Consider the following 19,462-nt stretch of genomic DNA (forward strand, 5'->3'; position numbering starts at 1 on the left):
TCGGGCGGGGTCTGCGGCTCAGATGAGGTGCGCGCGCCGGTAGACGGCGACGGCGGGGCGGGTGAGCAGCCGCGCCGAGGCGAGGAACTCCATCAGGCCCGAACAGCTCGACCGCATCAGGGCCTTGTGGTGCTCGTTGGCCCGCGCCTCGGCGAGGGCCCGCTCCACGTCGAGTCCGGCGTTGGCGTACACCTCGCGGTTGACCATGCTGGTGACGATGAAGTACGAGGCGATGGAGACCACGAGCGCCTGGAGGTGGCGGCGCAGCGGGCCGGCCTTGCGGAGCCGGGCGCGGGTCTCCTCGCGCGCGAACTTCATGTGCCGCGACTCCTCCACGACATGGATGTTGTTGATGGTCCGGACGAAGGGGACGACCCGCTCGTCGCGCATCCAGTCGCGCTGCATGACGTCCAGGACCTCCTCGGCGACGAGGATCGACGCGTACGCCGCCTCGCCGACCGCCAGCGTCTTGAACGCCCGGCCGAGCTCGCGGACGAAGCGCGGCGGCCGGTAGGCGGGGGCCCCGAGCTTGGCCGCGCCCCGGCCGAACATGATCGAGTGCCGGCACTCGTCGGCGATCTCCGTCAGGGCCCACTGGAAGCGCGGGTCGGTCGGGTCCTTGGCGTACATGTCCCGGAGCACCATCTGCTGCAGGATCATCTCGAACCAGATGCCGGTGCTGGCGACCGACGCGGACTCCTGGCGGGTCAGCTCCTTGCGCTGGGCCTCGGTCAGCTCCTGCCAGTAGCGGGTGCCGTAGAGAGTGCTCCACTCGGGGCTCAGTCCGTGGAAGTCCTTGTCGAGCGGAGTGTCCCAGTCCACCTCGGTCGCGGGGTCGTACGAGAGCTTCGCGGAGGACTCCAGCAGGCGGCGGGCAGCCTCGCGCTCGGGCTGGCGGGCCTGGTCCGCGGGCTGGACGGTGCTGCTTGCCATGGTGCGGCTCCTCGGTCACCTCGGGGGCGGAAACGGTCGCTTGTTAGACGCGGTGTCTAGCAAGCTGTTGGACGGAAGGTATAGCAAGACCGGCCGTCCGCCTACCCGTCGGTACCGAATTCCTTGCCACGGCCTTCCGGCCGGGGGAGGATGCCTTCATGATCGACAACAGTGAGAGTGCCGTGCGCGGGGACGAGGAGAGCGCCGCGATCGCCGCGGCCGTGGACGGCGAACTGCGGCTGCTGGACCCCGCCGTGCGCGCTTCCGCCACCGAGGCCCGTCGCCTTTTCGACCCCGAGTTCGTCGAGGTCGGCGCCTCCGGGCGGCGCTGGACGTACGAGGAGATGCTCGCCGAGCTCCCCGAGCTCGACGGCGCTGCCACCGAGGGCCCGCGCTTCGAGCCGACGGCCATGCGCGGAGTGCTCCTCGCCCCCGGCCTCGTCCACCTGACGTACGAGACCGACTTCGGCGGTCGCCGGGCGCGCCGCAGCTCGATCTGGCGCAAGGCGGAAGGCGCGGGGGAGGGCGTGGGCGACGGGGTCGGGGTCGACAGCGGCTGGCGCCTCTACTACCACCAGGGCACGCCCGTCCCCGAGGGCTGAAAGCCCGTGTGACGGGCAGGGTTTCACGGGGCCACGGGGGCGGGGCGCCGTCAGGGGGCGAGGCGTGCGGCGAGGGCCTCCGTGTCGGCGACGAACCAGACCTGCGTGCCGCGGTTGCACTCGCGGACGAAGTCCCGGAGTGCCGAACTGGCCTCCAGGTGGGCGCTGATGTCGCCGAGGACGACGAGCCCGAGCCGGTACTGGGCGAACTTCTGCACGATGTCCCCGGCCATGCGCGTGCTCAGCCAGAAGAAGTCCTCGGCGAACCGCTCGACCGGCACCGCCACCCACGTGGCCCCGTTGTACGTGCCCTCGCCGATCAGATCGGTCGCGTCCCGCTCCCCGAGCAGGAGGGGGCCGTCGGGCGGGCAGACCATGACGGTCGTGCCGTGGATGTCCTGAAGCGTGTTCACCGCGGGTCTCCGATCAGTGCGTCGATCACCTTGAGCAGGCCGGCCGTGGTGTCGAGATCCCCGAGGACGACGAACTTGAGGGATTCCCGCTCCTCGTCGAAGACGGTCTCGACCCGCAGCCTGCTCCGCCCGGCTTCCGCCTCGCCCGCCCGCCCGTGACGCCCGAGCGCGGTGGCCATGACGGCATTGGCGAGCCGGTCGGCGGTGCGCCGGTCCACCCCGTCGACCTGGACGATGCTGGACACGTCCGCGTGCGGCGCCGGGGCGGGGGCGACGGCCGCCGGCGCGGGCGACGTGCCCGTGAAGGCGTCCAGGTCCTCCGGGCGGATCCGGTACTGCCGGCCCACCCGCGTGGCCGGGAGCCGCCCGTCGCGCACGTACCCGCGGACCGTCTTGACGTGCAGGTCGAGCAGACCGGCGACCTGCTCCACCGTGTAGAACCGCTGCACCGCTCCCCCTCCTGCCCCTATTGCCTCTTAGGCTCCCTAAAGTACACCCACAAGGGGTCCGATAGGGAAGTCGAGGGAAGGGGCGTGGAATCGCCTCTCGCGGCGCCCGCCGGTAGGCTCCGCCGACGCGCCGCCACCGCAGGAGGGTCCATGACCACGCCCCAGACCGACGCCGTCGTCCGCCTGGTCCGCACCGTGCTCGGCGACGAGGCGCTCGGCGCGTATCTGCACGGCTCCGCCGTGCTCGGCGGGCTGCGGCCCCACAGCGACCTCGACGTGCTCGTCGTCGCCCGCCGCGGCCTCACCGCCGACGAGCGCCGGGCGCTCACCGACGGACTGCTCGCCCTCTCCGGGCCCGGCGCCCCTGGTGGGCCGGCTCGCCCCGTCGAGCTGATCGTCGTGGTCGCCGGAGAGATCCGGCCGTGGCGCCATCCGGCCGTCTGCGACTACCTGTACGGGGAGTGGCTGCGCGAGGGGTACGAACGAGGCCGCTCGCCCCGGCCGGAGGTCAGCCGCGACCTGGCGCCGCTGCTCACCATGGTCCGCGCGGGCGACGCACCCCTGTTCGGGCCCCCGCCCGCCACGCTCCTCGACCCGGTACCGGCCGAGGACGTCCGCAGCGCGATCGTCGCCGGCGTCCCGGACCTCATGGCCGAACTCGACACCGACACCCGCAACGTCGTGCTCACGCTCGCCCGGATCTGGACCACGCTGGAGACGGGGCGGATCCGCTCCAAGGACGCGGCCGCCGACTGGGCCCTGGTCCGGCTGCCCGCCGAGCAGCGGCCGGTCCTCGCCCACGCGCGCGCCGTGTACACGGGGCAGGCGGAGGAGGACTGGGCCCCTCTCCGCCCCGCCGTACGCCCGCACGCCGCCCACCTGCTGGAGCGGATCCGCCGGGCGGAACGGGCAGGGGAGGGGGTCGAGGAGTGCGCCGAGGAGGGGGGCAAGGAAGGGGCCGGGGGAGGAGGTTCAGGTCTCGCTCAAGGCCGCTACGACGATGTCCGTGAGGAGGGCGCCGGCGGTGCCGTCGGGGTCGAGATCGGGGTCGTAGATCGTGACGGTGAGTCCGGCACAGCGCGGGGAGCGCACCAGCGGCCGTAGCAGCGCGGTGAGTTCGTCCGGCAGCAGTCCGTCCGGGTCGGGGCTGTCGACGGCCGGCATCACCGTCGGATCGAGGACGTCCGCGTCCAGATGCGTCCAGAACCCGTCCAGGGCCGTGGTCTCCAGGCTGAGGACGGTCGCGGCCCCCACGTCGCCCGGCCCCCACTCCCGTAGCTGCGAGACCGTGGCGACGGGCACCTTCAGCGCGCGCAGCTCGACGACCTCGGCCTCCTCCAGGAAGGCGTCCCGGGTACCGAGGACCCGGACGTCCTCGTCCCGCAGATAGGGCCGCCTGCCCTCCAGGTCGGTCAGGTCCGCCTGGCCGCGCCCGGTCGCCAGCGCCAGCTCCTCGCCTCCGGCCGCGCCGATCCGGTCCGAGTTGCCCGGATGGCGGAAGTCGGGGGAGGCGTCGACGGAGGCCAGCCCGTAGCGGCCGAGCCGGCGCAGCGCGAGGGCGGCGCCGAGCTGGATGGAGCAGTCGCCGCCGAGGACCAGGGTGAAGTCCCCTGCCTCCACGTGACGTCGGACGCGGTCGGCGAGCCGGACGGTGTACCGGGCGAGGGCGGCCGCGTGGAAGACGCCGTCCCCCTCCTGCCAGTTGCCCCGGTCGTAGCGGGGCGGCACCACGACCCCGCCCTCGAACGCTCCCAGCCGCCGGACGATCCCGTTCTCGCGGAGCGCCCCGGCCAGCTTGTGGCAACCGGGCACGGTGCCCGGGGTGGGGGGTCGCAGACCGAGATTGGAGGGGGCGTCGACGACCACGATGTTCCGCATGGGGGGCATCCTCGCCGTGCGGCGTGGCCGACCGCAACGCCCCGCCCCGGCACGGGGATGCCCGGGTGAACGCCACCGGTCCACGACCTCGGCCGTTGGTCTGGACCTTTCCGGCGGAGGGCGGCAAGCTCTGCGCATGGACTTGGAGTTGCGGCACCTGAAGACGATCCGGGCCATCGCCGACGCGGGCAGTCTCACCCGGGCCGCCACCGCCCTCGGCCTGGCCCAGCCCGCCCTCAGCGCCCAGCTCAAACGCATCGAACGGGCCCTCGGCGGGGCGCTGTTCGAACGCGGCCGGGAGGGCGTGCGGGCCACCGCGCTCGGCGACCTCGTCCTGGATCGCGCCCGGGTGGTGCTGCCCGCCGTCTGCGAGCTCCAGGAGGAGGCGGTGCGCTTCGCCCGCGAGGGTGCGACGGGGCACCGCCTCGGCGGCACCCACGGCCCCCTCCTCGGCGGCCTGGTCGACCGGCTCGCCCGTACGGGGGAGGGCTCCGCCCCCGTCACCACGTACACCTCCTGGTCGGAGCGGGAGATCGCCGGCGGGGTCGTCGCCGGGCGCCTGGACTTCGCGCTGGTCGGGGTCTGCGGCGAGAGCAGTCCGCCCGAGGCGGGACGGCTCGCCTGGACCGAGGTCGCCCGCGACCCCGTGTACGTGATGCTCGCCGCCGGCCATCCGCTCGCGCCCAGGACCGAGATCGGGCTCGCCGAACTGGCCGCCGAGGCATGGACCGACGTGCCCGGCGACGGCTGCTTCGGCGACTGCTTCGCCGCCGCCTGCGTCCGCGCCGGGTTCACCCCCGCCTGCGTGTACGAGACGGACACCGCCTCCTGTGTGCACCTGGTCCAGGTGGGGCGCGCGGTCGGCCTGTGCCGGGCCACCTTCCCCGCCACCCCGGGCCTCGTCACCCGGCCCCTCGCCGGTACCCCGCTGATCTGGCGCCATCTGCTCGGCTGGCACCCGGAGGGACGCGCGGCGAGCCACGCCCCGGCCGTCCTCGCCCACGCCCGAGCGGCCCACGCCGACGCCCTGGCCCGCAGCGCGGCTTGCGCACCGGTCGCCTTCGCCGGTCCGTGACGCCGCGACTCCTCGGCGGTGACGCTCGGCGGAGGGGGTCCTGCGCCGCTCGACCACGGCCACAGGCGCTCGACGACGGGCGCTCGACGACGGCCGCTCCATGGCTGGACCCAGGACCCAACCCCGGACCCCGGACCCCGGACCCCGACCCCAGACCCGGACCCGGGCCCCGACCCCGACCCCGGCCCCCTGACCCCTGACCCCAGACCCCGACCCGGACCCGCCCCCGACTGCGACCCCGGGCCCGGTACCCGTCCCGCTCCGGGAGCGGCGAACGGCCCCTTCCCCGGCCCATAACGCGGCGTAGAGGGCCGACTGACAACTCCCGCCGCACGCACCGCCCTTCCTACGGTTTCGGCAGTTCCCCCACGACACCGAGGAGACCTCCCATGCCCCGACGACCCGCCCGCGCGGCCTGGACCGTGCTGGCCGCCGCCGCACTGGCGCTGGCCGGCCTCCAGGCCGGCTCCGCCACCGCGGCGCCCCCGTCGGCGCCGCCGGACCCGTCGGCCCGCCCCGCCTCCGCCGCCGCGGCGCTCCGCACGGACGCCGCCCCGCCCGAGCTGCTCCGCGCCATGGAACGCGACCTGGGCCTGACCCGTACCCAGGCCCTGACCCGCCTCGCCCACGAGGCCGAGGCGGGGGCCACCGCCGCCCGTGTCCGGCAGGCCCTCGGCGGCACGTACGCCGGAGCGTGGGTCGACGGACCCGAGTCCGCCACCCTCACGGTGGCGACCACCCGCGCCGCCGACGCGGGGGCGATACGCGCCACCGGGGCCCGGGCGCTGGTCGTGCCCCACGGTCTGACCGCCCTGGAATCGGCCAAGAGCACCCTGGACCACTCCGCGGGCGCCGAGACGCCCGTCCGCTACGTCGACGTCCGCGCCAACCGGATCGTCGTCGAGGAGACCCGCCCGGGCGCCGGAGCACGCCTGCTCGCCACGACGGGCGTGCCCCGCGAACTGGTGCGCGTCGTCCGGGCCTCGGAGGCGCCCCGCCCGCTCTACGACATCCGGGGCGGCGACGCCTACTACATGGGCGGCGGCCGCTGCTCGGTCGGTTTCGCGATCACCCGCGGCACCACCCAGGGCTTCGCCACGGCCGGGCACTGCGGTCGCGCCGGGACGGCCACCACCGGCTACAACCAGGTCGCCCAGGGCAGCTTCCAGGCATCCGTCTTCCCCGGCAGCGACATGGCCTGGGTGGCCACCAACACCAACTGGACCGCGACCCCGTACGTCAAGGGCGCCGGCGGCGCGAACGTGCAGGTGACGGGTTCCGTCCTGCAGCCCGTCGGAGCCTCCGTGTGCCGGTCCGGCTCGACCACCGGCTGGCACTGCGGCACCATCCAGCAGCACAACACCAGCGTCACCTACCCGGAGGGCACCATCTCGGGCGTGACCCGCACGACGGTCTGCGCCGAACCGGGTGACTCGGGCGGCTCGTACATCTCCGGCAGCCAGGCGCAGGGCGTGACCTCGGGCGGCTCCGGCAACTGCTCCAGCGGCGGCACGACCTTCTTCCAGCCGTTGAACCCGATTCTGCAGAACTACGGCCTGACGCTGCGCACCACCGGCTCCGACCCGGGCCCGGGACCCGGCCCGGGTGAGCCGGAGCCGGGCGGCACGTGGAAGGCGGGCACGGTGTACACCGCCGGTGCCGTCGTCACGTACGGCGGCGCGAGCTACCGCTGCCTCCAGGGCCACCAGGCCCAGACCGGCTGGGAACCGCCGAACGTGCCCGCGCTCTGGCAGCGCGTCTGACCACCGGCGGCCGGGAGAGCGAGAACGAGAGCGAGAGCAAAGGCGAGAGCGAGAGCGAGGGCGCGGACGAAGGCCAAGGCGAGGGCGAGGGTGCGGGAGCCGATCCCGCGCCCTCGCCCTCTCTCCGTGTCCGCCGCTTCGCCCGGCGCGCCAACTCCCTTGGCCGACCCGACCCTTGCGCCGCCCCCGTGCGCCCCATAATCTCGCGGCAGCGAAAGTTAGGAAGCTTTCCTATTATTCTCTTCCGAGAAGTGGAGTGGCATGCCTCCCACCATCAACGCGCGCCGGCGCCACCGCACGGCCGCGCTCGCCGTCGCCGCCGCGACCGCCGGAACCCTGCTCCCGGCGATGGTCGTCCTCACGCCCGCCACGGCGGCGGTCGGCAACCTCGCCCAAGGCCGCCCCGTCACGACCTCCTCGACGGAGACCAGCACGCTCACCGGCACCAAGGCCGTCGACGGCTCCCTCAGCACCCGCTGGGCGAGCGCCGAAGGCGTCGACAACCAGTGGATCCGGATCGACCTCGGCGCCGGAACCGCCGTCAAGCGGGTCGTCCTCAAGTGGGAGGCCGCCTACGCCAAGGCGTACCGCGTCGAACTCTCCGACGACGGCTCGACCTGGCGCCAGATCCACTCCACCACGGCCGGCGACGGCGGCACCGACGACCTGACCGTCAACGGCACCGGCCGCTACCTGCGCGTCTACGGCACTCAGCGCGGCACCCCGTACGGCTACTCGCTGTGGGAGGTCGAGGCGTACGGCACCGGCGCCACCACCCCGCCGTCCACCGGCACGGGCCTCGACGACCCGGCGAAGAAGGAGATCGCCATGAAGCTGGTCTCCACCTTCGAGAACTCCTCCCTCGACTGGCGCGCCCAGTTCGCCTACATCGAGGACATCAGGGACGGTCGCGGCTACACCGCCGGGATCATCGGCTTCTGTTCCGGTACGGGCGACATGCTCGAACTGGTCGAGCGGTACACCGCCAAGAAGCCCTCGAACCCGCTCGCGCCCTACCTGCCCGCGCTGCGCAAGGTCGACGGCACGGACTCCCACGAGGGCCTGGACCCCGGCTTCCCCGACGCCTGGCGCCGGGCCGCCCAGGACTCGGTGTTCCAGCAGACGCAGGAGGAGGAGCGGGACCGGGTCTACTTCAACCCCGCCGTCTCCCAGGCGAAGGCGGACGGCCTGCGCGCGCTCGGCCAGTTCGCCTACTACGACGCGGCCGTGATGCACGGCGAGTCCGGCTTCCGCAGCATCCGCGCGGTCGCCCTCTCCCGCGCCCTCCCGCCGTCGCGCGGCGGCGACGAGCGGACGTACCTGAACGCCTTCCTCGACGCGCGCGAGGAGGAGATGCGCACGGAGGAGGCCCACAGCGACACCACGCGCGTGAGCACGGCCCAGCGCCGCTTCCTCGACGAGGGCAACTTCGACCTCAACACGCCGCTCTACTGGAGCGTGTACGGGGACGCCTTCTCCCTCACAAGCTGAACCGCCCCGCTCCCGCGGCGGCACCGCACCCCTCGACCGGGCCCCCGTCATCGCCAGGCGGGGTGCCCCTCGGGGAGGTCGCCGGTGGTGAGGCGACGCTCTCCGGTGCCGTCGGCGCGCACCGCCCAGATGACCGGCTTCTCGTACGGGCCCCGGACGAAGGCCAGCCACTTGCCGTCCGCCGACCAGGCCGGGTCCATCTCGTGCTCCGCCGTCACCGCCAGCGGCCGGTCCCCGTTCCCGTCGGTGCCGACCAGGCGGATGTCCCCCTTGGTCGGGCCCCGGTAGGACCCGGCGGTGTAGGCGAAGGTCCGGCCGTCGGGGGACCAGACCGGGTCGAGCGCCGGGTGCGGCAGCCGTGTCACCTGACGGGGCACCCGGTCCGGGGCCGCCGGGTCCACCGTGTGGACCTGCCAGTCACCCGGACCCGCCTCCATGCAGACCGCGATCCGGGAGCCGTCCGGGGACCACGCCGGGTCCTCGACCCGTCCCGGTCCGTCGGTGAGCTGCCGGACGGACCCGTCCGCCACCCGCACCTCGAAGAGCTGCTGCACACCGTCCCGTACGCGCAGCACGGCGAGCCGGGTGCCGTCCGGCGACCACGACACCCGCCCGCCGGAGATCGCCGCGATCCGCCGCGCACCGGAACCGTCGGCCTTCGCCGTCCACACCGCCGTGCCCTCGGAGGTCACGCGCGTGAACGCGAACGACTCGCGGTCCGGAGCCCATTGCGGCAGGTAGTCGCACGTCCCGTCCGGCACGAGCCGGCGCGGCCGGTCCGTTCCCGCCGGGCGGACCGCGATGATCCCGTGGCACTCCCGGGGCCAGCCGGGCGCGGTGTCCTGGCGCACCAGCAGGGTCGTGTCGGGGAACGCGGCGGGCGCGGAGGGGCCGGGGGAGGACGGGCCGCCGCCGGGCTGGGCACCGTTCCCGGCGTCCTGCGCCCACGGCCGCCAGACCAGCAGGCCCGCGGCGACGGCCGCGCACACCACGAGCACCGCCGCCACGGTCGTCCGTCGGCCCCGACGCCGCCCGGTCCGCCGGTCCACGCCGTCCGCCGGCCTGGTCGCCGGACCGCCCTCGGTCTCCGGACCGGCGGCGGGCACGGGCGCGGGTGCGGGTGCGGGTGCGCGTGTGGGGGTGGGCGCGGGTGCGGGTGCGGGGACGGGCGCGGGGAGCTGCGGTTGCCCGGCCGGCTCCGTCTCCTCGCGTACGACGACGGTCTCCGGGGGCTGCGGCGCCGTGGACAGCAGCACCGTGGCCTCGTCGGGAAGCCAGCCCCCGTCCGCCCGGTGGCTGATCGTCAGCCGGTCCAGGAAGGCCGCGGGAGTGGGCCGCCCCGCCGGGTCCTTGGCCAGGCAGGCGGCGACGAGCTCCCGCAGGGGCGCGGGGACGGCGGCGATGTCCGGGGCCTCGTGGACGACCCGGTAGAGCCAGGCCGCCGACGTGCCGTCGCCGAAGGGCGAGCCGCCCGCCGCCTGGCACAGCACGACGCCCAGCGCGAACATGTCCACGGCGGGCGTGATCGCGCCGTCCGTGAGCTGCTCGGGCGCGAGATAGCCGGGTGTACCGACCTGCAGGCCGGTCCGGGTCAGCGCGGCCGTGCCGTCGAGGGCGCGCGCGATGCCGAAGTCGATGACGCGCGGCCCGTCCTCGGCGACGATGATGTTGGCCGGCTTGAGGTCCCGGTGGATCACCCCGGCCCGGTGGATCGCCTCCAGGGCCTCCGCGAGCCCGGCGGCCAGCACCGTCAGACTGTCCGCGGGCAGCGCGCCCATGTGGTCGAGCACCACCCGCAGCGTGGGACCGGGCACGTACGCCGTGACCAGCCAGGCCGGATGCCCGTCGGGGTCCGCGTCGACCACCGGGGCGGTGTGGAAGCCGCCGACCCGGCGCGCCGCCGCCACCTCGCGGGCGAACCGGCGCACGAACTCCGGGTCGGTGCCGAGATCGGGCCGGACGACCTTGACCGCCACCGCCCGGCCGGAGCGGGAGCGGCCGAGGTAGACCACGCCCATGCCTCCCTGACCGAGCCGCCCGACCAGCCGGTATCTGCCGTCGCCGACCGATTCCGGATCCCCCGCCTCCAGCGGCTTCATGGTGCCCCCCTCGCAAGTCGTACCGTGCAGGGATCTCCTACCAGCCGCACGGTGTCCCGGTCGAGCGGCGCGGCCCGTACGCCGCTCGGCCGGCGCCCCGGTCAGTCGACCGGGTGCTCCTCCCAGGTCTCGTCGTCCGGGTCGTACTCGGTGTGGGCGGACTCCCAGGTGGCGGAGGTCAGCTCCACGCCGGGGACGTCCCCGAGGAGGGCGATCGGGTCGATGAAGTGGGCGAGGGAACCGGACGGGTCCAGCTCGATGGCCTCGACGGACTGGGCGCGCTCCGCGTCGTCGAGGTACTCGTCGTCCTTGACGGCGTCCAGCGCGGCGGCCTTCAGCGCCTGCTCGTCGGTGATCTCGGCGACGAGCTCGATGGTGACGCGCACGTACCGCGGCTCGGGCTGCTCGGATGAGGGGTCGATGGTGGTCATCCGCGAAGCTTAGGCGACGTCGCGGGACCCGTCGCCCTGGCCCCCGGCGTCCGGAAGCCCACCCTCCGGTGCCTCGCGCAGCCGGTGGGCGACCACACCCTGCGGGGGCTGCTGGTGACCGCCGGAGGCGAGGACACGCACCTCGTCGCGGTCGCTGATCTCCGCCCGGATGATCCCGGTCGGATCGGCGTACACGGGATGGCCGCCGGGTCCCGTCGCGGACGTGCGCTCGACGACCACGACGTCGCGGGCCGAACCCACCGCGTCGGAGAACACCAGCTCGTATCTGGGGGCGCTCACCTGCCCTATTTTACGCGGCGGGGCCCGCGCCGGGCATCTCGTCGGTCACGGCGTCGACCAGGGCGGCGAGCGCCGCCCCGAGCGCCCGCGCCCCCGGGCCGGCCGGGCCTCCCGGCTCGCTCATGTACAGGTCGCGGCGGATCTCCACCATGAGGGCGCCGACCCGGGCGTCCCGCCCGTAGTGCGCCAGCGGGACGTACGTCCCGGCGAAGGGGCTGTCCGTGCCCACCCCGCCGAATCCGGCGAAGGCGCGGCGCGCCGCCGCGAGCAGCGCCGGCGGCGTGTGGAAGGCGTCCGTGCCCAGGCAGACCGGCGGCCGGGGGCCGTCGCCGTGCAGTTCGTACGGGAGCGCCGCCGTCGGGTACGAGTGCACGTCGACGATCACCGCACGGCCCGTCGCCGCCAGCCGCGCGTCCACGGCACGGGTCATCGCCTCGGCGTACGGGTCGAAGTACCGCCCGACGAGCGGCGTGGGGTCGAAGCCGGCCGGCCGCAGCTCGGCGCGGTGCGTGGTGCGGGTGTACACCGCGCCCATGCCGACCGCGAGCATCTCCTCGCGCTCGTCGGGGAACCGTTCGGGGTCGACGACCAGCCGCGAGAGCCGGTTGACGAACCGCCAGGGAGCGGTGCCGGCCGAGGCCGTGGCGACGGCGGCGATCTCGTCGGTGTGGGAGTCGGTGATGTGGTCGAGCTCGCGCTCCAGATCGGCGTCGTCGAGCACGATGCCGGCCCGCACGTCCGGCGGCAGCAACCGGGAGGAGTGCGGCACGTGGAGCAGGACGGGGGAGTGGGGCGCCCCGGCGAGGAGCTCGAAGGGGGCGGGGGCGTCGGTCATGGTGCGAGGCTCCTTGCGGTCGTCGAGTGCCGGGTCGCCCTTGCGGGGGCGGGAGGGGGCTCTGTCGGGGGCCCGGGCGGCTCCGTGCGGCCCGGGGCAGGGTGGGGCCGCGCCGGGCCCGCGCGCCCGGGGTGTCGCGTGCGCCCGGGCGCCCTCAGGGCCCGTGCGTCGGTGCGGCTACGGCAGGGCGGCGCCGCGCGCGGTGATCCACAGCTCGTACCACTCCTCGTGGGTGAGGTCGGGCTGCTCGACGGCGGCGCCCCGGCAGGCGCGGATGCGGTCGGGGTTGGTGGTGCCGATGACCGGGGAGATCCGCGCGGGGTGCCGCTGGAGCCACCACAGCAGGACCGTCTCCGGCGTGGTGCCCTTGGCCTTGGCGAGCTCCGCGACGAGCGCGGCCGTGGCGTGCTCCTGCGGGGTCTCGGGCCGTCCGGTGTAGCGCCCCTGGGCCAGCGGGCCCCACGCCTGGAGGGAGATCCCGTGGTCCAGGCAGTGCTCGACCGTTCCGGCGGGGAAGCCGAGCGAGGCCGACGCGGGCGTGTTGACGAGCACGCCGTCCTCCAGCCAGTCCCGGCGCAGCAGACTCATCTCCAACTGGTCGACCACCAGCGGCAGTTCCAGGTGGGCCTGGAGCCGGGCGATCTGATGCGCGTTCATGTTGGAGACGCCGAACCGGCGCACGAGGCCCTGCCGGTGGAGCGACTCCAGGGCCGCGGCGACCTCGGCCGGGTCGGCCAGCGGATCGGGCCGGTGGAGCAGCAGCACGTCGAGGACGTCGGTGCGCAGCCGGGTCAGGCTCTCCTCGACCCTCCGCACGATGGTGGGGCCGCGCAGGTCGTACAGGCCGGGCCGGTCGCCCTCGGGGAGCCGGATGCCGCACTTGGACTGGAGCGTGATCCGCTCGCGGAGTCCCGGGGCGCGGGCGAGGACCTCGCCGAAGACGGCCTCCGACTTGCCGTGCCGGTAGATGTCGGCGTGGTCGAAGGCGGTGATGCCGCTCTCCAGCGCCGCTTCGACCGCCGCCTCGGCGGCGTCGATGTCGGCGGGGGCGTACGGGCCGGTGTCCCAGCTCCCGCCCAGACCCATGCAGCCGAGCAGGACGGGGGCGGGGCCGACGGCCGGTACGGGGGCATCGGCGGAGGTCACATGGGTGGAGGTCACGGGCACACCCTGCCACAGGCGGGCGGGTGGCCGGGAGGGGCGGCGAGCAAGGCCGGTGGGGCGGCGAGGAGGGACCGAGCGGAGCCGCCCCCAGCCGGTTGCGGCTTCAACGTTTTGTATACAATCGGTGCGATCGCGCCGCCCCGATCAGGGCGGCGCCCGCATGGGCGCGAGGGCGGGCCGCCTGTCGACCACAGGCTCCGTAGCACGCCCCTTCCGATCCCCGCCCCTCCGGCCCGAGGCCGCCCGCCCCGAAACCGCCCCGTATGAACACCGACACCGCGGACCCCGAGTCCCCGCCCAAGCCCCGGATCACCGCCGGCCGCGCCCCGGCCCGCCCGGCACCCGCGGCGGCCCTCCACAGCGTCAGCGCCGTGACGGTCGTCCTGCTCGGCCTGGTCGCGATCGGCGCGGTCATCCACGAGCCGGTCCTCATACCGCCGCTGGCCGCCAGCGCCGCCCTGGTCCACAGCGCCCCCACGCTGCCGCTGTCGCAGCCGCGCAGCGTCGTCGCCGGCCACCTCCTCGCCGCCGGCGCGGGCTACGCGACCCTCGCGGTGGCGGGCGCCGGCGCCTGGGCCGCCGCCGTCGCGGCCGGCCTCACCCTGGCCCTCACCACCCTCGCCCGCACCCCGCACTCACCCGCCTGCGCCACCGCCGTGGTGATCGTCCTCCAGACCCCCGCCCCGACCCATTTCGTCCCCCTGCTCTTCGGCGCCACGCTGCTCCTGGTGGCGATGGAGTACGCGTTCTCCCGCATCCGCCGAGCGGCGCCCAAGTACCCCGCCTACTGGTGGTGACCCGCGGCCTGTCAGAGGCGGTCGGTAGCGTCCCGCGCATGGGATTCACGAGCGCCTGGGGCATCAGCGCCCACCCCGACCCCGTCATCGCGCGGCTCGCCCCGCGCCTCCTGCCGGCGATCGAGGCCGACCGCGAGGCCCCCGGAGCCCGCGCCCGCTGGGACGCCTGGCGACGAGCGCCCCTGCCGGACCACCGCACCTGGTACGGCGGCGGGACCGGAGGCGGCACCGCCACGGCCGACCGGGAGGCGATCGAGTCCTTCCGGTACCTCACGGCGCCCGGAACCCGGGTCGACGAGCTCTGCGCCGGCGTCCGTGACCCGGACTTCTACGTCGTCGACGACCTGTGGGACGGTCAGGACCTCGACCACATCTTCGTCTCCGTCCACGCCAAGGACTACGCGGTCACCTCCCTCTTCCACGCCGTCGGCCCCGCCCGCGCCGCCCTTCTGCCCGGCTGGTGCGGGAACTTCCTCCTGACCGCCGACGAGACGCGCCGCGCCCTGCCGAGGGTGGAGGCCGCCCTCGCCTTCCGTCCCGCCGAGCGCGCGGCGGCGGAGGACAAGGACTGGCTGTACTACGCGGCGGGGGAGGAGAGCGTGCTCGACGGGCCGCTTCGGGTCTGGCGGGCCGCCGTTCGGGACGGACTCGGCCTGTGCGGGGTCGCCCTGCACCTCGGCTGACCGCAGCCTGCCCGGTCGCCCCGGCTCACCCGGGCCTGCCCGCTCACCCGCCCGGGCGGAACACCCGCAGGTCGCGGACCTCGAAGGACATCCGGGTCGTGTGGTCGTCCGGCGGCGGGTGGTAGCGGCCCGCGGAGATCGAGAGGTTGACGATCAGATAGGCGTGCCAGCGCCTCCCGACGCCGCGCCCGTCCGCGAAGACCTCCTCGTCGTCGAGCCACCACACCACCGAACGCGGGCCGAACTCGGTCCGCAGGCGTATCCAGCCGCCGGGCCGCACCGCCGGGTCGCGGTGGTAGCGGTGGCTGCCGCGGACCCGGTTGGACAGCTCCAGCAGATCGGGGTTGTCGGGGTGGTACTCGAAGACGTCGATCTCCTGGCCGCCGTCGCGCCACGTCCAGATAGCCGGCCAGGCGCCGATCTCCTCGGGCAGCCGCACCCGCGCCTCCAGCACGTCCCCCGAGCGGACCTCGAAGCCCTCGTCGCTGCCCTCCGTCGTCAGCAGGCCCGTGTCCCAGCGCCCGTCCGAGCGGCGCGTCGCGCGGAAGACCCCGGAGCGGCTGTACTCGGGGTCCTCCACCAGGTAATCCAGCTTGTTGTCGCCCGGGTTGATCGGCCCTCCGTCGGGATAGGCCCAACTACGGCCCGCGACCCACTGTGTCGTCGAGGCGAAGTCCGCGGTGAAGACCGGCTCCTCGGCCGGCGGCCAGGTGGACATGGTGTGTGCTCCTCGCGTCGGCGAACGTCCTCCGTCGCTGTTCTGCCCGCCCGGCCCGCCACAATGCGGAACCCCTCACTCCTTGTCAGGAAGTCGCCACGCCAGGTCATGCCGAGGAGTGTCGTCCGCCCGGTCGGTCACGATCCGGGGCAGCGCCCCGGGATGCTCCCGCACGAGCCAGTCGACGAGCTCCTCCCGTACCGCGACGCGCGTCGTCCACAGGTCGTCGGCGTCCTTCGCGGTGACGATCGCACGGACCGTCACACAGGTGGGCGACGTGTCCGTGATGGCGAGATCCCAGGCCCGGCGGTCCCACGTGGGACAGGTCTCCAGGAACTCCCGCAGCCGTGCCCGCATCCGCGCGACCGGCACCGAGTGGTCGCAGTAGAGGAAGACCGAGCCCGTCATCTCCGCACCGCCCCGCGACCAGTTCTCGAACGGGCGCGAGGTGAAGTAGGAGACGGGCAGCGTGACCCGGCGCTCGTCCCAGGTCCGCACGGTGAGGAAGGTCAGGGTTATCTCCTCCACCGTCCCCCACTCGCCGTCGACGACGACCGTGTCGCCGATGCGGACCATGTCGCCGAAGGCGATCTGGAAACCGGCGAAGAGGTTGCCGAGCGTCGACTGCGCCGCCACGCCCGCCACGATGCCGATGATGCCCGCCGAGGCGAGCAGCGACGTCCCGACGGTGCGGAACGCCGGGAAGGTGACGAGGGCGACGGCCGCGGCGATCACCCCGACGGCCACAGACACCACCCGCATGATCAACGTGACCTGGGTACGCACCCGGCGCACCCGCGCCACATCGCGCGACCGCCCCGCGTAGCGCGCGTACGACGACTCGACGACGGCCGCGGCGACCCGTACGGCCAGCCACGCGCCGCCCCCGATCAGGCACAGCACCAGGAGGTGGGACACCGTGTCGGCGTGGTCGTCCAGGGGCTCCCATTTCGTCGCGCGGAAGGTCCACCCGAGCAGCGTCGTGAACAGCACGACGAACAGCGGCGTACGGCAGCGGCGCAGCAGCCCCCACAGCGGGGTCTCCGGGCGGCGCGCGTCGGCCTGCCGCGCCACGACGTCCGCGGCGCGGACGGCGGCCAGGGCCACCAGCGCCGAGCCGCCGAGGACGATCACCAGTCGAAGGATGCTCTCCATGGCTCCCCAGGGGACGAGACGAAGTCGGTCGTCTCCTTCGCCTCACCACCTGGGCACCCGCCAAACACCCACCGCCCCCGGCCCGGCCGGACGCGCGTGTGCTGTCGCTCACTGCCTCGCCACCACGATCACCTCGTCCCCCTCGCTCCAACAGCGCGTCTCGTCCTTGGGAGGGTTGAGCCGCACACCGCGGTACGGGGCGCTCTCCGCCGCCCCCGCGGCGCGATAGCCCAGGGCGCACGCGCCCTGACGCCCGGCCGAGGCCACGACCGTCGCGAACGTGACCTCGGCGCCGAGAGTGACGAAGTCACCGGCCGGCCGCAGGCGCACCGCGTTGCCCCGTCCCGAAAAGAGCTCCCCGAACGCCGCCGCGAGGGCGCCGTTCTGCGCGATCTGGGCCATCAGAAGCCCGACGAGGCGCCCCGTGACGAGCACGTCCGCCGCGGCGCCGACCGGAGCGAGGGGCCGGTTGCGGGCGTCGGCCAGTTCCGTCACGACGGTGGCCGTCAGCCCCGCCCGCCGCTGCCGCGCCCGCAGGTGCAGCAGCGTCACGAGCGTCCTGTCGTCCGGGCTCACCGGCTCCGGCCCGTGGTCGGGCCCGAGCACGACCACATGGTCGTGCTCCGCGCCGACCCGGCGGAGCGCCGCCGCCGTCGTCGGGTCGCCCGGGTGGACCACCACCGCCGGAACCACCGTGCCCTGCCCGGCGCCCCCCGGCCCCTCGTCCACCCGTGCCCCCGCGCCGCCGCCCGCCCCCGCCGCCACCCGTGTCACCACCCCGGTCACGTCCGTCGCTCCGGCCGCGTCCGTCACCACGTCCACCACCGAGCCCGGAGGGGCGCCGTGGGCGAGCGCCTCGACCACCCGCCCGGCACGGCGGTTCCAGCCGAGCACCACCACCCGCGACGGACGCGGCGAGCGCGGGGGAGGAGTCGTCATCACGGCGGGGTCGGCCGCCGGTACGGTGGAGGGCGGCGACAGGGCCGTGGCGCCGCCGTCCTCCGCGAGCACCACGAGACCGTCCCCCGCCCCCAACTCCACGTCCGGCGCCGGGTTCAGGAGCAGCGTGCCGTCGGCCCGTACGATCCCCACCGCGCACACCTCCGCACCACCGGCCCGCAGCTCGCCGAACGACCGGCCCGCCAGACCGGGCTCGCGCAGGGTGTGCAGCTCGGCGCCCGCGAAGTCCAGCAGGTCCTCCAGGACGAACGAGAGCCCCGGCTCCCGGACGCACCGCGCCAGCAGCCGCGCAGCGATGTCGTCCACCTCCAGCACGGTCGCGCCCTCGCCCGCGGCCAGCTCCGCCGCCTCCCGGTAGCGGTCCGCCCGCACCGCCGCCACGACCCGGACCGGGCAGCCCTCGCCGACGGCGGCCCGCAGCGCCAGGAGCGTCCGCACCACCTGCGCGTCCTCGGCCGGATCGTCCGGCGGCAGCACGACCACCGCCTCCGCCGTCGCCGGGCTCACCCGGGCGAGCGCCGCGGGATCGGCGGGCCGCCCCCGCCGGCACAGCAGCCGGACCCGCCCGGCGACGGCCCCGTCGCCCCGTAACTCCTCCTCCATCTCGGTCTTGTCCCGGTCCGCCAGGACGACGACCGCGCCACCGCGCCGCTGCCCGTACGCCGCGAGCAGCTCGGCGATCACCGTCGGCGCCTGCTCCGACCAGCCCAGGACGAGCGTGTGGCCCTCCTCCAGCACCGTGGAGTGTCCCCGCTGAAGCTCGGTCAGCCGGTCGGTGAGGGCGGTCGTGACGAGACCCACGAGCGTGGACACGTACAGCAGGGCCACCAGGGCGAGCAGCACCGACAGCACGATCCGCAGCGGCGGACCGACCTCGCCGCCGAGCCGCAGCGTCTGCCCGACGGTCCGCCACACCGCCGCCAGCTTCCCCTCGAAGGTCACCGGCGCCCTGCTGTCGGTCCACACCAGCAGCGCGCTCGCCGGCGCCACGACCGCGAGACACGCCAGCGCCAGCCAACCGACCAGCGCCGTCATGCCTTTCACGACGGTCCGGTCCACCCAGTACCGCACCCGTTCCCGCGCCCCCGGCCGCCGTGCCGACGGACGCACCGGACCGGCCGGCGGGCCCGCCGCCGTCACGGGGCCGCGCGGTGACGGGACGGCGATCTCGCGCTCCTTACGCACGTCAGCAGGGTGACGCCCGCCGGCGGAGGAAACGCCGCCGGCGGGCGCCGTTCATCCTTTCGTGCACACCAACGGGCCCGCGCGGGCGCCATGGAGGCTCTCCGAACAGCCCGAACAGGGATGAGGACCGCCGACCGGGGTACGCGAGTTCCGACCCGACAAGGGAGGAAACATGGGATTGGGAGCCTGCATCATCCTGATCGCCGTCGGAGCAATCTTCACCTTCGCCTCCGACTGGGAGATGGAGGGCGTCAACCTCGACCTGGTGGGGCTGATCCTGATGGCGGTGGGCATCATCGGCACGGCGGTGTACACCAGCATCCTGCGCCGGCGCCGGGTGGTCGTCCCCCCGGTCGCTCCGACCGTCACCGACGACGAGCGCAGGGACCTTCACTGACGTCCGCCGTCCGGCCGACGTCCACGACACCGCCCGGCCCGCGCCCTTCACGGGCCCGCCGCGTCGACACCGTCGATCTTCAGGTTGAGATCGCCGCGCGTCACCGCCGTGGCGACGGCCGCGATCGCGCGCAC

General features: G+C 74.7%; 18 protein-coding genes and 3 pseudogenes. 9 read left to right on the top strand and 12 right to left on the bottom strand.

Going from position 1 to position 19,462, the window contains the following annotated elements; all coding sequences use genetic code 11:
• Positions 1-18 precede the first annotated feature (18 nt).
• Entirely contained in the window at positions 19-933 is a 915-nt protein-coding gene (locus tag ABZ135_RS22630) for a diiron oxygenase (protein WP_356698023.1), read from the bottom strand.
• Positions 934-1,091: 158 nt separating this feature from the next.
• Between ABZ135_RS22630 and ABZ135_RS22635 the strand changes: the two genes are divergently transcribed.
• Positions 1,092-1,535 (top strand): DUF4440 domain-containing protein, encoded by a 444-nt coding sequence (locus ABZ135_RS22635; RefSeq protein WP_356698024.1) that lies wholly within the window; start codon positions 1,092-1,094, stop codon positions 1,533-1,535.
• 50 nt (positions 1,536-1,585) lie between these two features.
• On the opposite strand, the gene ABZ135_RS22640 is transcribed toward ABZ135_RS22635, so the two are convergent.
• Together ABZ135_RS22640 and ABZ135_RS22645 are read right to left on the bottom strand one after the other, a co-directional pair.
• Complete coding sequence (locus tag ABZ135_RS22640; protein WP_356698025.1) at positions 1,586-1,948, bottom strand: DUF4180 domain-containing protein; 363 nt, start codon at positions 1,946-1,948, stop codon at positions 1,586-1,588.
• Positions 1,945-2,397 carry a helix-turn-helix domain-containing protein gene (locus tag ABZ135_RS22645; RefSeq protein ID WP_356698026.1) on the bottom strand — a complete coding sequence of 151 codons (453 nt, stop codon included), beginning with the start codon at positions 2,395-2,397 and terminating at the stop codon, positions 1,945-1,947. Before ABZ135_RS22645 ends, ABZ135_RS22640 begins: the two co-directional genes overlap by 4 nt.
• Positions 2,398-2,547: 150 nt before the next feature.
• Here ABZ135_RS22645 and ABZ135_RS22650 point away from each other — a divergent pair.
• A pseudogene (locus tag ABZ135_RS22650) lies at positions 2,548-3,279 on the top strand (aminoglycoside adenylyltransferase family protein); the annotation flags it as partial.
• Between the two features lie 90 nt (positions 3,280-3,369).
• On the opposite strand, the gene ABZ135_RS22655 reads toward ABZ135_RS22650, so the two are convergent.
• Positions 3,370-4,275: an arginase family protein gene (locus ABZ135_RS22655; protein ID WP_356698027.1), complete on the bottom strand. Its 906-nt coding sequence runs from the start codon at positions 4,273-4,275 to the stop codon at positions 3,370-3,372.
• A 136-nt stretch (positions 4,276-4,411) separates the two neighbouring features.
• Here ABZ135_RS22655 and ABZ135_RS22660 point away from each other — a divergent pair, with 136 nt between their 5' ends.
• The 4 genes and pseudogenes from ABZ135_RS22660 (at position 4,412) to ABZ135_RS22675 (ending at position 8,604) form a co-directional block, all read left to right on the top strand.
• Positions 4,412-5,350 carry a LysR family transcriptional regulator gene (locus tag ABZ135_RS22660; RefSeq protein ID WP_356698028.1) on the top strand — a complete coding sequence of 313 codons (939 nt, stop codon included), beginning with the start codon at positions 4,412-4,414 and terminating at the stop codon, positions 5,348-5,350.
• Between the two features lie 389 nt (positions 5,351-5,739).
• Positions 5,740-7,113, top strand: a complete 1,374-nt coding sequence (locus tag ABZ135_RS22665) for a carbohydrate-binding protein (RefSeq protein WP_356698029.1) — start codon at positions 5,740-5,742, stop codon at positions 7,111-7,113.
• Positions 7,114-7,461: 348 nt separating this feature from the next.
• Positions 7,462-7,800 (top strand): annotated as a pseudogene (locus ABZ135_RS22670) (discoidin domain-containing protein); the annotation flags it as partial.
• A gap of 53 nt (positions 7,801-7,853) precedes the next feature.
• Positions 7,854-8,604 (top strand): annotated as a pseudogene (locus ABZ135_RS22675) (chitosanase).
• Positions 8,605-8,651: 47 nt separating this feature from the next.
• Here the strand turns inward: ABZ135_RS22675 and ABZ135_RS22680 are convergent.
• From ABZ135_RS22680 to ABZ135_RS22700, 5 genes are all read right to left on the bottom strand, one after another.
• Positions 8,652-10,703 carry a protein kinase gene (locus ABZ135_RS22680; RefSeq protein WP_356698030.1) on the bottom strand — a complete coding sequence of 684 codons (2,052 nt, stop codon included), beginning with the start codon at positions 10,701-10,703 and terminating at the stop codon, positions 8,652-8,654.
• 101 nt (positions 10,704-10,804) lie between these two features.
• Positions 10,805-11,134 carry a hypothetical protein gene (locus ABZ135_RS22685; RefSeq protein WP_356698031.1) on the bottom strand — a complete coding sequence of 110 codons (330 nt, stop codon included), beginning with the start codon at positions 11,132-11,134 and terminating at the stop codon, positions 10,805-10,807.
• A 9-nt stretch (positions 11,135-11,143) separates the two neighbouring features.
• Positions 11,144-11,434, bottom strand: coding sequence for a DUF6296 family protein (locus tag ABZ135_RS22690; protein WP_356698032.1), 291 nt, complete (start codon positions 11,432-11,434; stop codon positions 11,144-11,146).
• A 10-nt stretch (positions 11,435-11,444) separates the two neighbouring features.
• Positions 11,445-12,269, bottom strand: a complete 825-nt coding sequence (locus ABZ135_RS22695; RefSeq protein WP_356698033.1) for an N-formylglutamate amidohydrolase — start codon at positions 12,267-12,269, stop codon at positions 11,445-11,447.
• 177 nt (positions 12,270-12,446) lie between these two features.
• Complete coding sequence (locus ABZ135_RS22700; protein ID WP_356698034.1) at positions 12,447-13,430, bottom strand: aldo/keto reductase; 984 nt, start codon at positions 13,428-13,430, stop codon at positions 12,447-12,449.
• Positions 13,431-13,696: 266 nt separating this feature from the next.
• Here ABZ135_RS22700 and ABZ135_RS22705 point away from each other — a divergent pair, with 266 nt between their 5' ends.
• Together ABZ135_RS22705 and ABZ135_RS22710 are read left to right on the top strand one after the other, a co-directional pair.
• Positions 13,697-14,230, top strand: a complete 534-nt coding sequence (locus ABZ135_RS22705) for an HPP family protein (RefSeq protein ID WP_356698035.1) — start codon at positions 13,697-13,699, stop codon at positions 14,228-14,230.
• A 38-nt stretch (positions 14,231-14,268) separates the two neighbouring features.
• Complete coding sequence (locus ABZ135_RS22710) at positions 14,269-14,913, top strand: hypothetical protein (RefSeq protein ID WP_356698036.1); 645 nt, start codon at positions 14,269-14,271, stop codon at positions 14,911-14,913.
• 43 nt (positions 14,914-14,956) lie between these two features.
• Here the strand turns inward: ABZ135_RS22710 and ABZ135_RS22715 are convergent, their stop codons facing one another.
• The 3 genes from ABZ135_RS22715 to ABZ135_RS22725 form a co-directional block, all read right to left on the bottom strand.
• Positions 14,957-15,631: a beta-glucanase gene (locus ABZ135_RS22715; RefSeq protein ID WP_356698037.1), complete on the bottom strand. Its 675-nt coding sequence runs from the start codon at positions 15,629-15,631 to the stop codon at positions 14,957-14,959.
• 75 nt (positions 15,632-15,706) lie between these two features.
• Positions 15,707-16,786 (bottom strand): mechanosensitive ion channel domain-containing protein, encoded by a 1,080-nt coding sequence (locus ABZ135_RS22720; protein WP_356698038.1) that lies wholly within the window; start codon positions 16,784-16,786, stop codon positions 15,707-15,709.
• Positions 16,787-16,894: 108 nt separating this feature from the next.
• On the bottom strand, positions 16,895-18,931 hold the full coding sequence (locus ABZ135_RS22725) for an NAD-binding lipoprotein (RefSeq protein WP_356698039.1): 2,037 nt from the start codon (positions 18,929-18,931) through the stop codon (positions 16,895-16,897).
• Between the two features lie 172 nt (positions 18,932-19,103).
• Here ABZ135_RS22725 and ABZ135_RS22730 point away from each other — a divergent pair, with 172 nt between their 5' ends.
• Entirely contained in the window at positions 19,104-19,328 is a 225-nt protein-coding gene (locus tag ABZ135_RS22730) for a DUF6458 family protein (protein WP_356698040.1), read from the top strand.
• Positions 19,329-19,462: the final 134 nt, after the last annotated feature.

This window comes from Streptomyces sp. NPDC006339, from assembly GCF_040612775.1.
Lineage (GTDB): Bacteria > Actinomycetota > Actinomycetes > Streptomycetales > Streptomycetaceae > Streptomyces.

What these genes read in the sequence shown, in the direction of transcription:
- ABZ135_RS22685 (WP_356698031.1), bottom strand. Translation starts at nt 11,134, where the DNA reads ATGACCACCATCGACCCCTCATCCGAGCAGCCCGAGCCGCGGTACGTG.
- ABZ135_RS22630 (WP_356698023.1), bottom strand. Translation starts at nt 933, where the DNA reads ATGGCAAGCAGCACCGTCCAGCCCGCGGACCAGGCCCGCCAGCCCGAG.
- ABZ135_RS22635 (WP_356698024.1), top strand. Translation starts at nt 1,092, where the DNA reads ATGATCGACAACAGTGAGAGTGCCGTGCGCGGGGACGAGGAGAGCGCC.
- ABZ135_RS22655 (WP_356698027.1), bottom strand. Translation starts at nt 4,275, where the DNA reads ATGCGGAACATCGTGGTCGTCGACGCCCCCTCCAATCTCGGTCTGCGA.
- ABZ135_RS22660 (WP_356698028.1), top strand. Translation starts at nt 4,412, where the DNA reads ATGGACTTGGAGTTGCGGCACCTGAAGACGATCCGGGCCATCGCCGAC.
- ABZ135_RS22695 (WP_356698033.1), bottom strand. Translation starts at nt 12,269, where the DNA reads ATGACCGACGCCCCCGCCCCCTTCGAGCTCCTCGCCGGGGCGCCCCAC.
- ABZ135_RS22665 (WP_356698029.1), top strand. Translation starts at nt 5,740, where the DNA reads ATGCCCCGACGACCCGCCCGCGCGGCCTGGACCGTGCTGGCCGCCGCC.
- ABZ135_RS22730 (WP_356698040.1), top strand. Translation starts at nt 19,104, where the DNA reads ATGGGATTGGGAGCCTGCATCATCCTGATCGCCGTCGGAGCAATCTTC.
- ABZ135_RS22680 (WP_356698030.1), bottom strand. Translation starts at nt 10,703, where the DNA reads ATGAAGCCGCTGGAGGCGGGGGATCCGGAATCGGTCGGCGACGGCAGA.
- ABZ135_RS22720 (WP_356698038.1), bottom strand. Translation starts at nt 16,786, where the DNA reads ATGGAGAGCATCCTTCGACTGGTGATCGTCCTCGGCGGCTCGGCGCTG.
- ABZ135_RS22710 (WP_356698036.1), top strand. Translation starts at nt 14,269, where the DNA reads ATGGGATTCACGAGCGCCTGGGGCATCAGCGCCCACCCCGACCCCGTC.
- ABZ135_RS22705 (WP_356698035.1), top strand. Translation starts at nt 13,697, where the DNA reads ATGAACACCGACACCGCGGACCCCGAGTCCCCGCCCAAGCCCCGGATC.
- ABZ135_RS22715 (WP_356698037.1), bottom strand. Translation starts at nt 15,631, where the DNA reads ATGTCCACCTGGCCGCCGGCCGAGGAGCCGGTCTTCACCGCGGACTTC.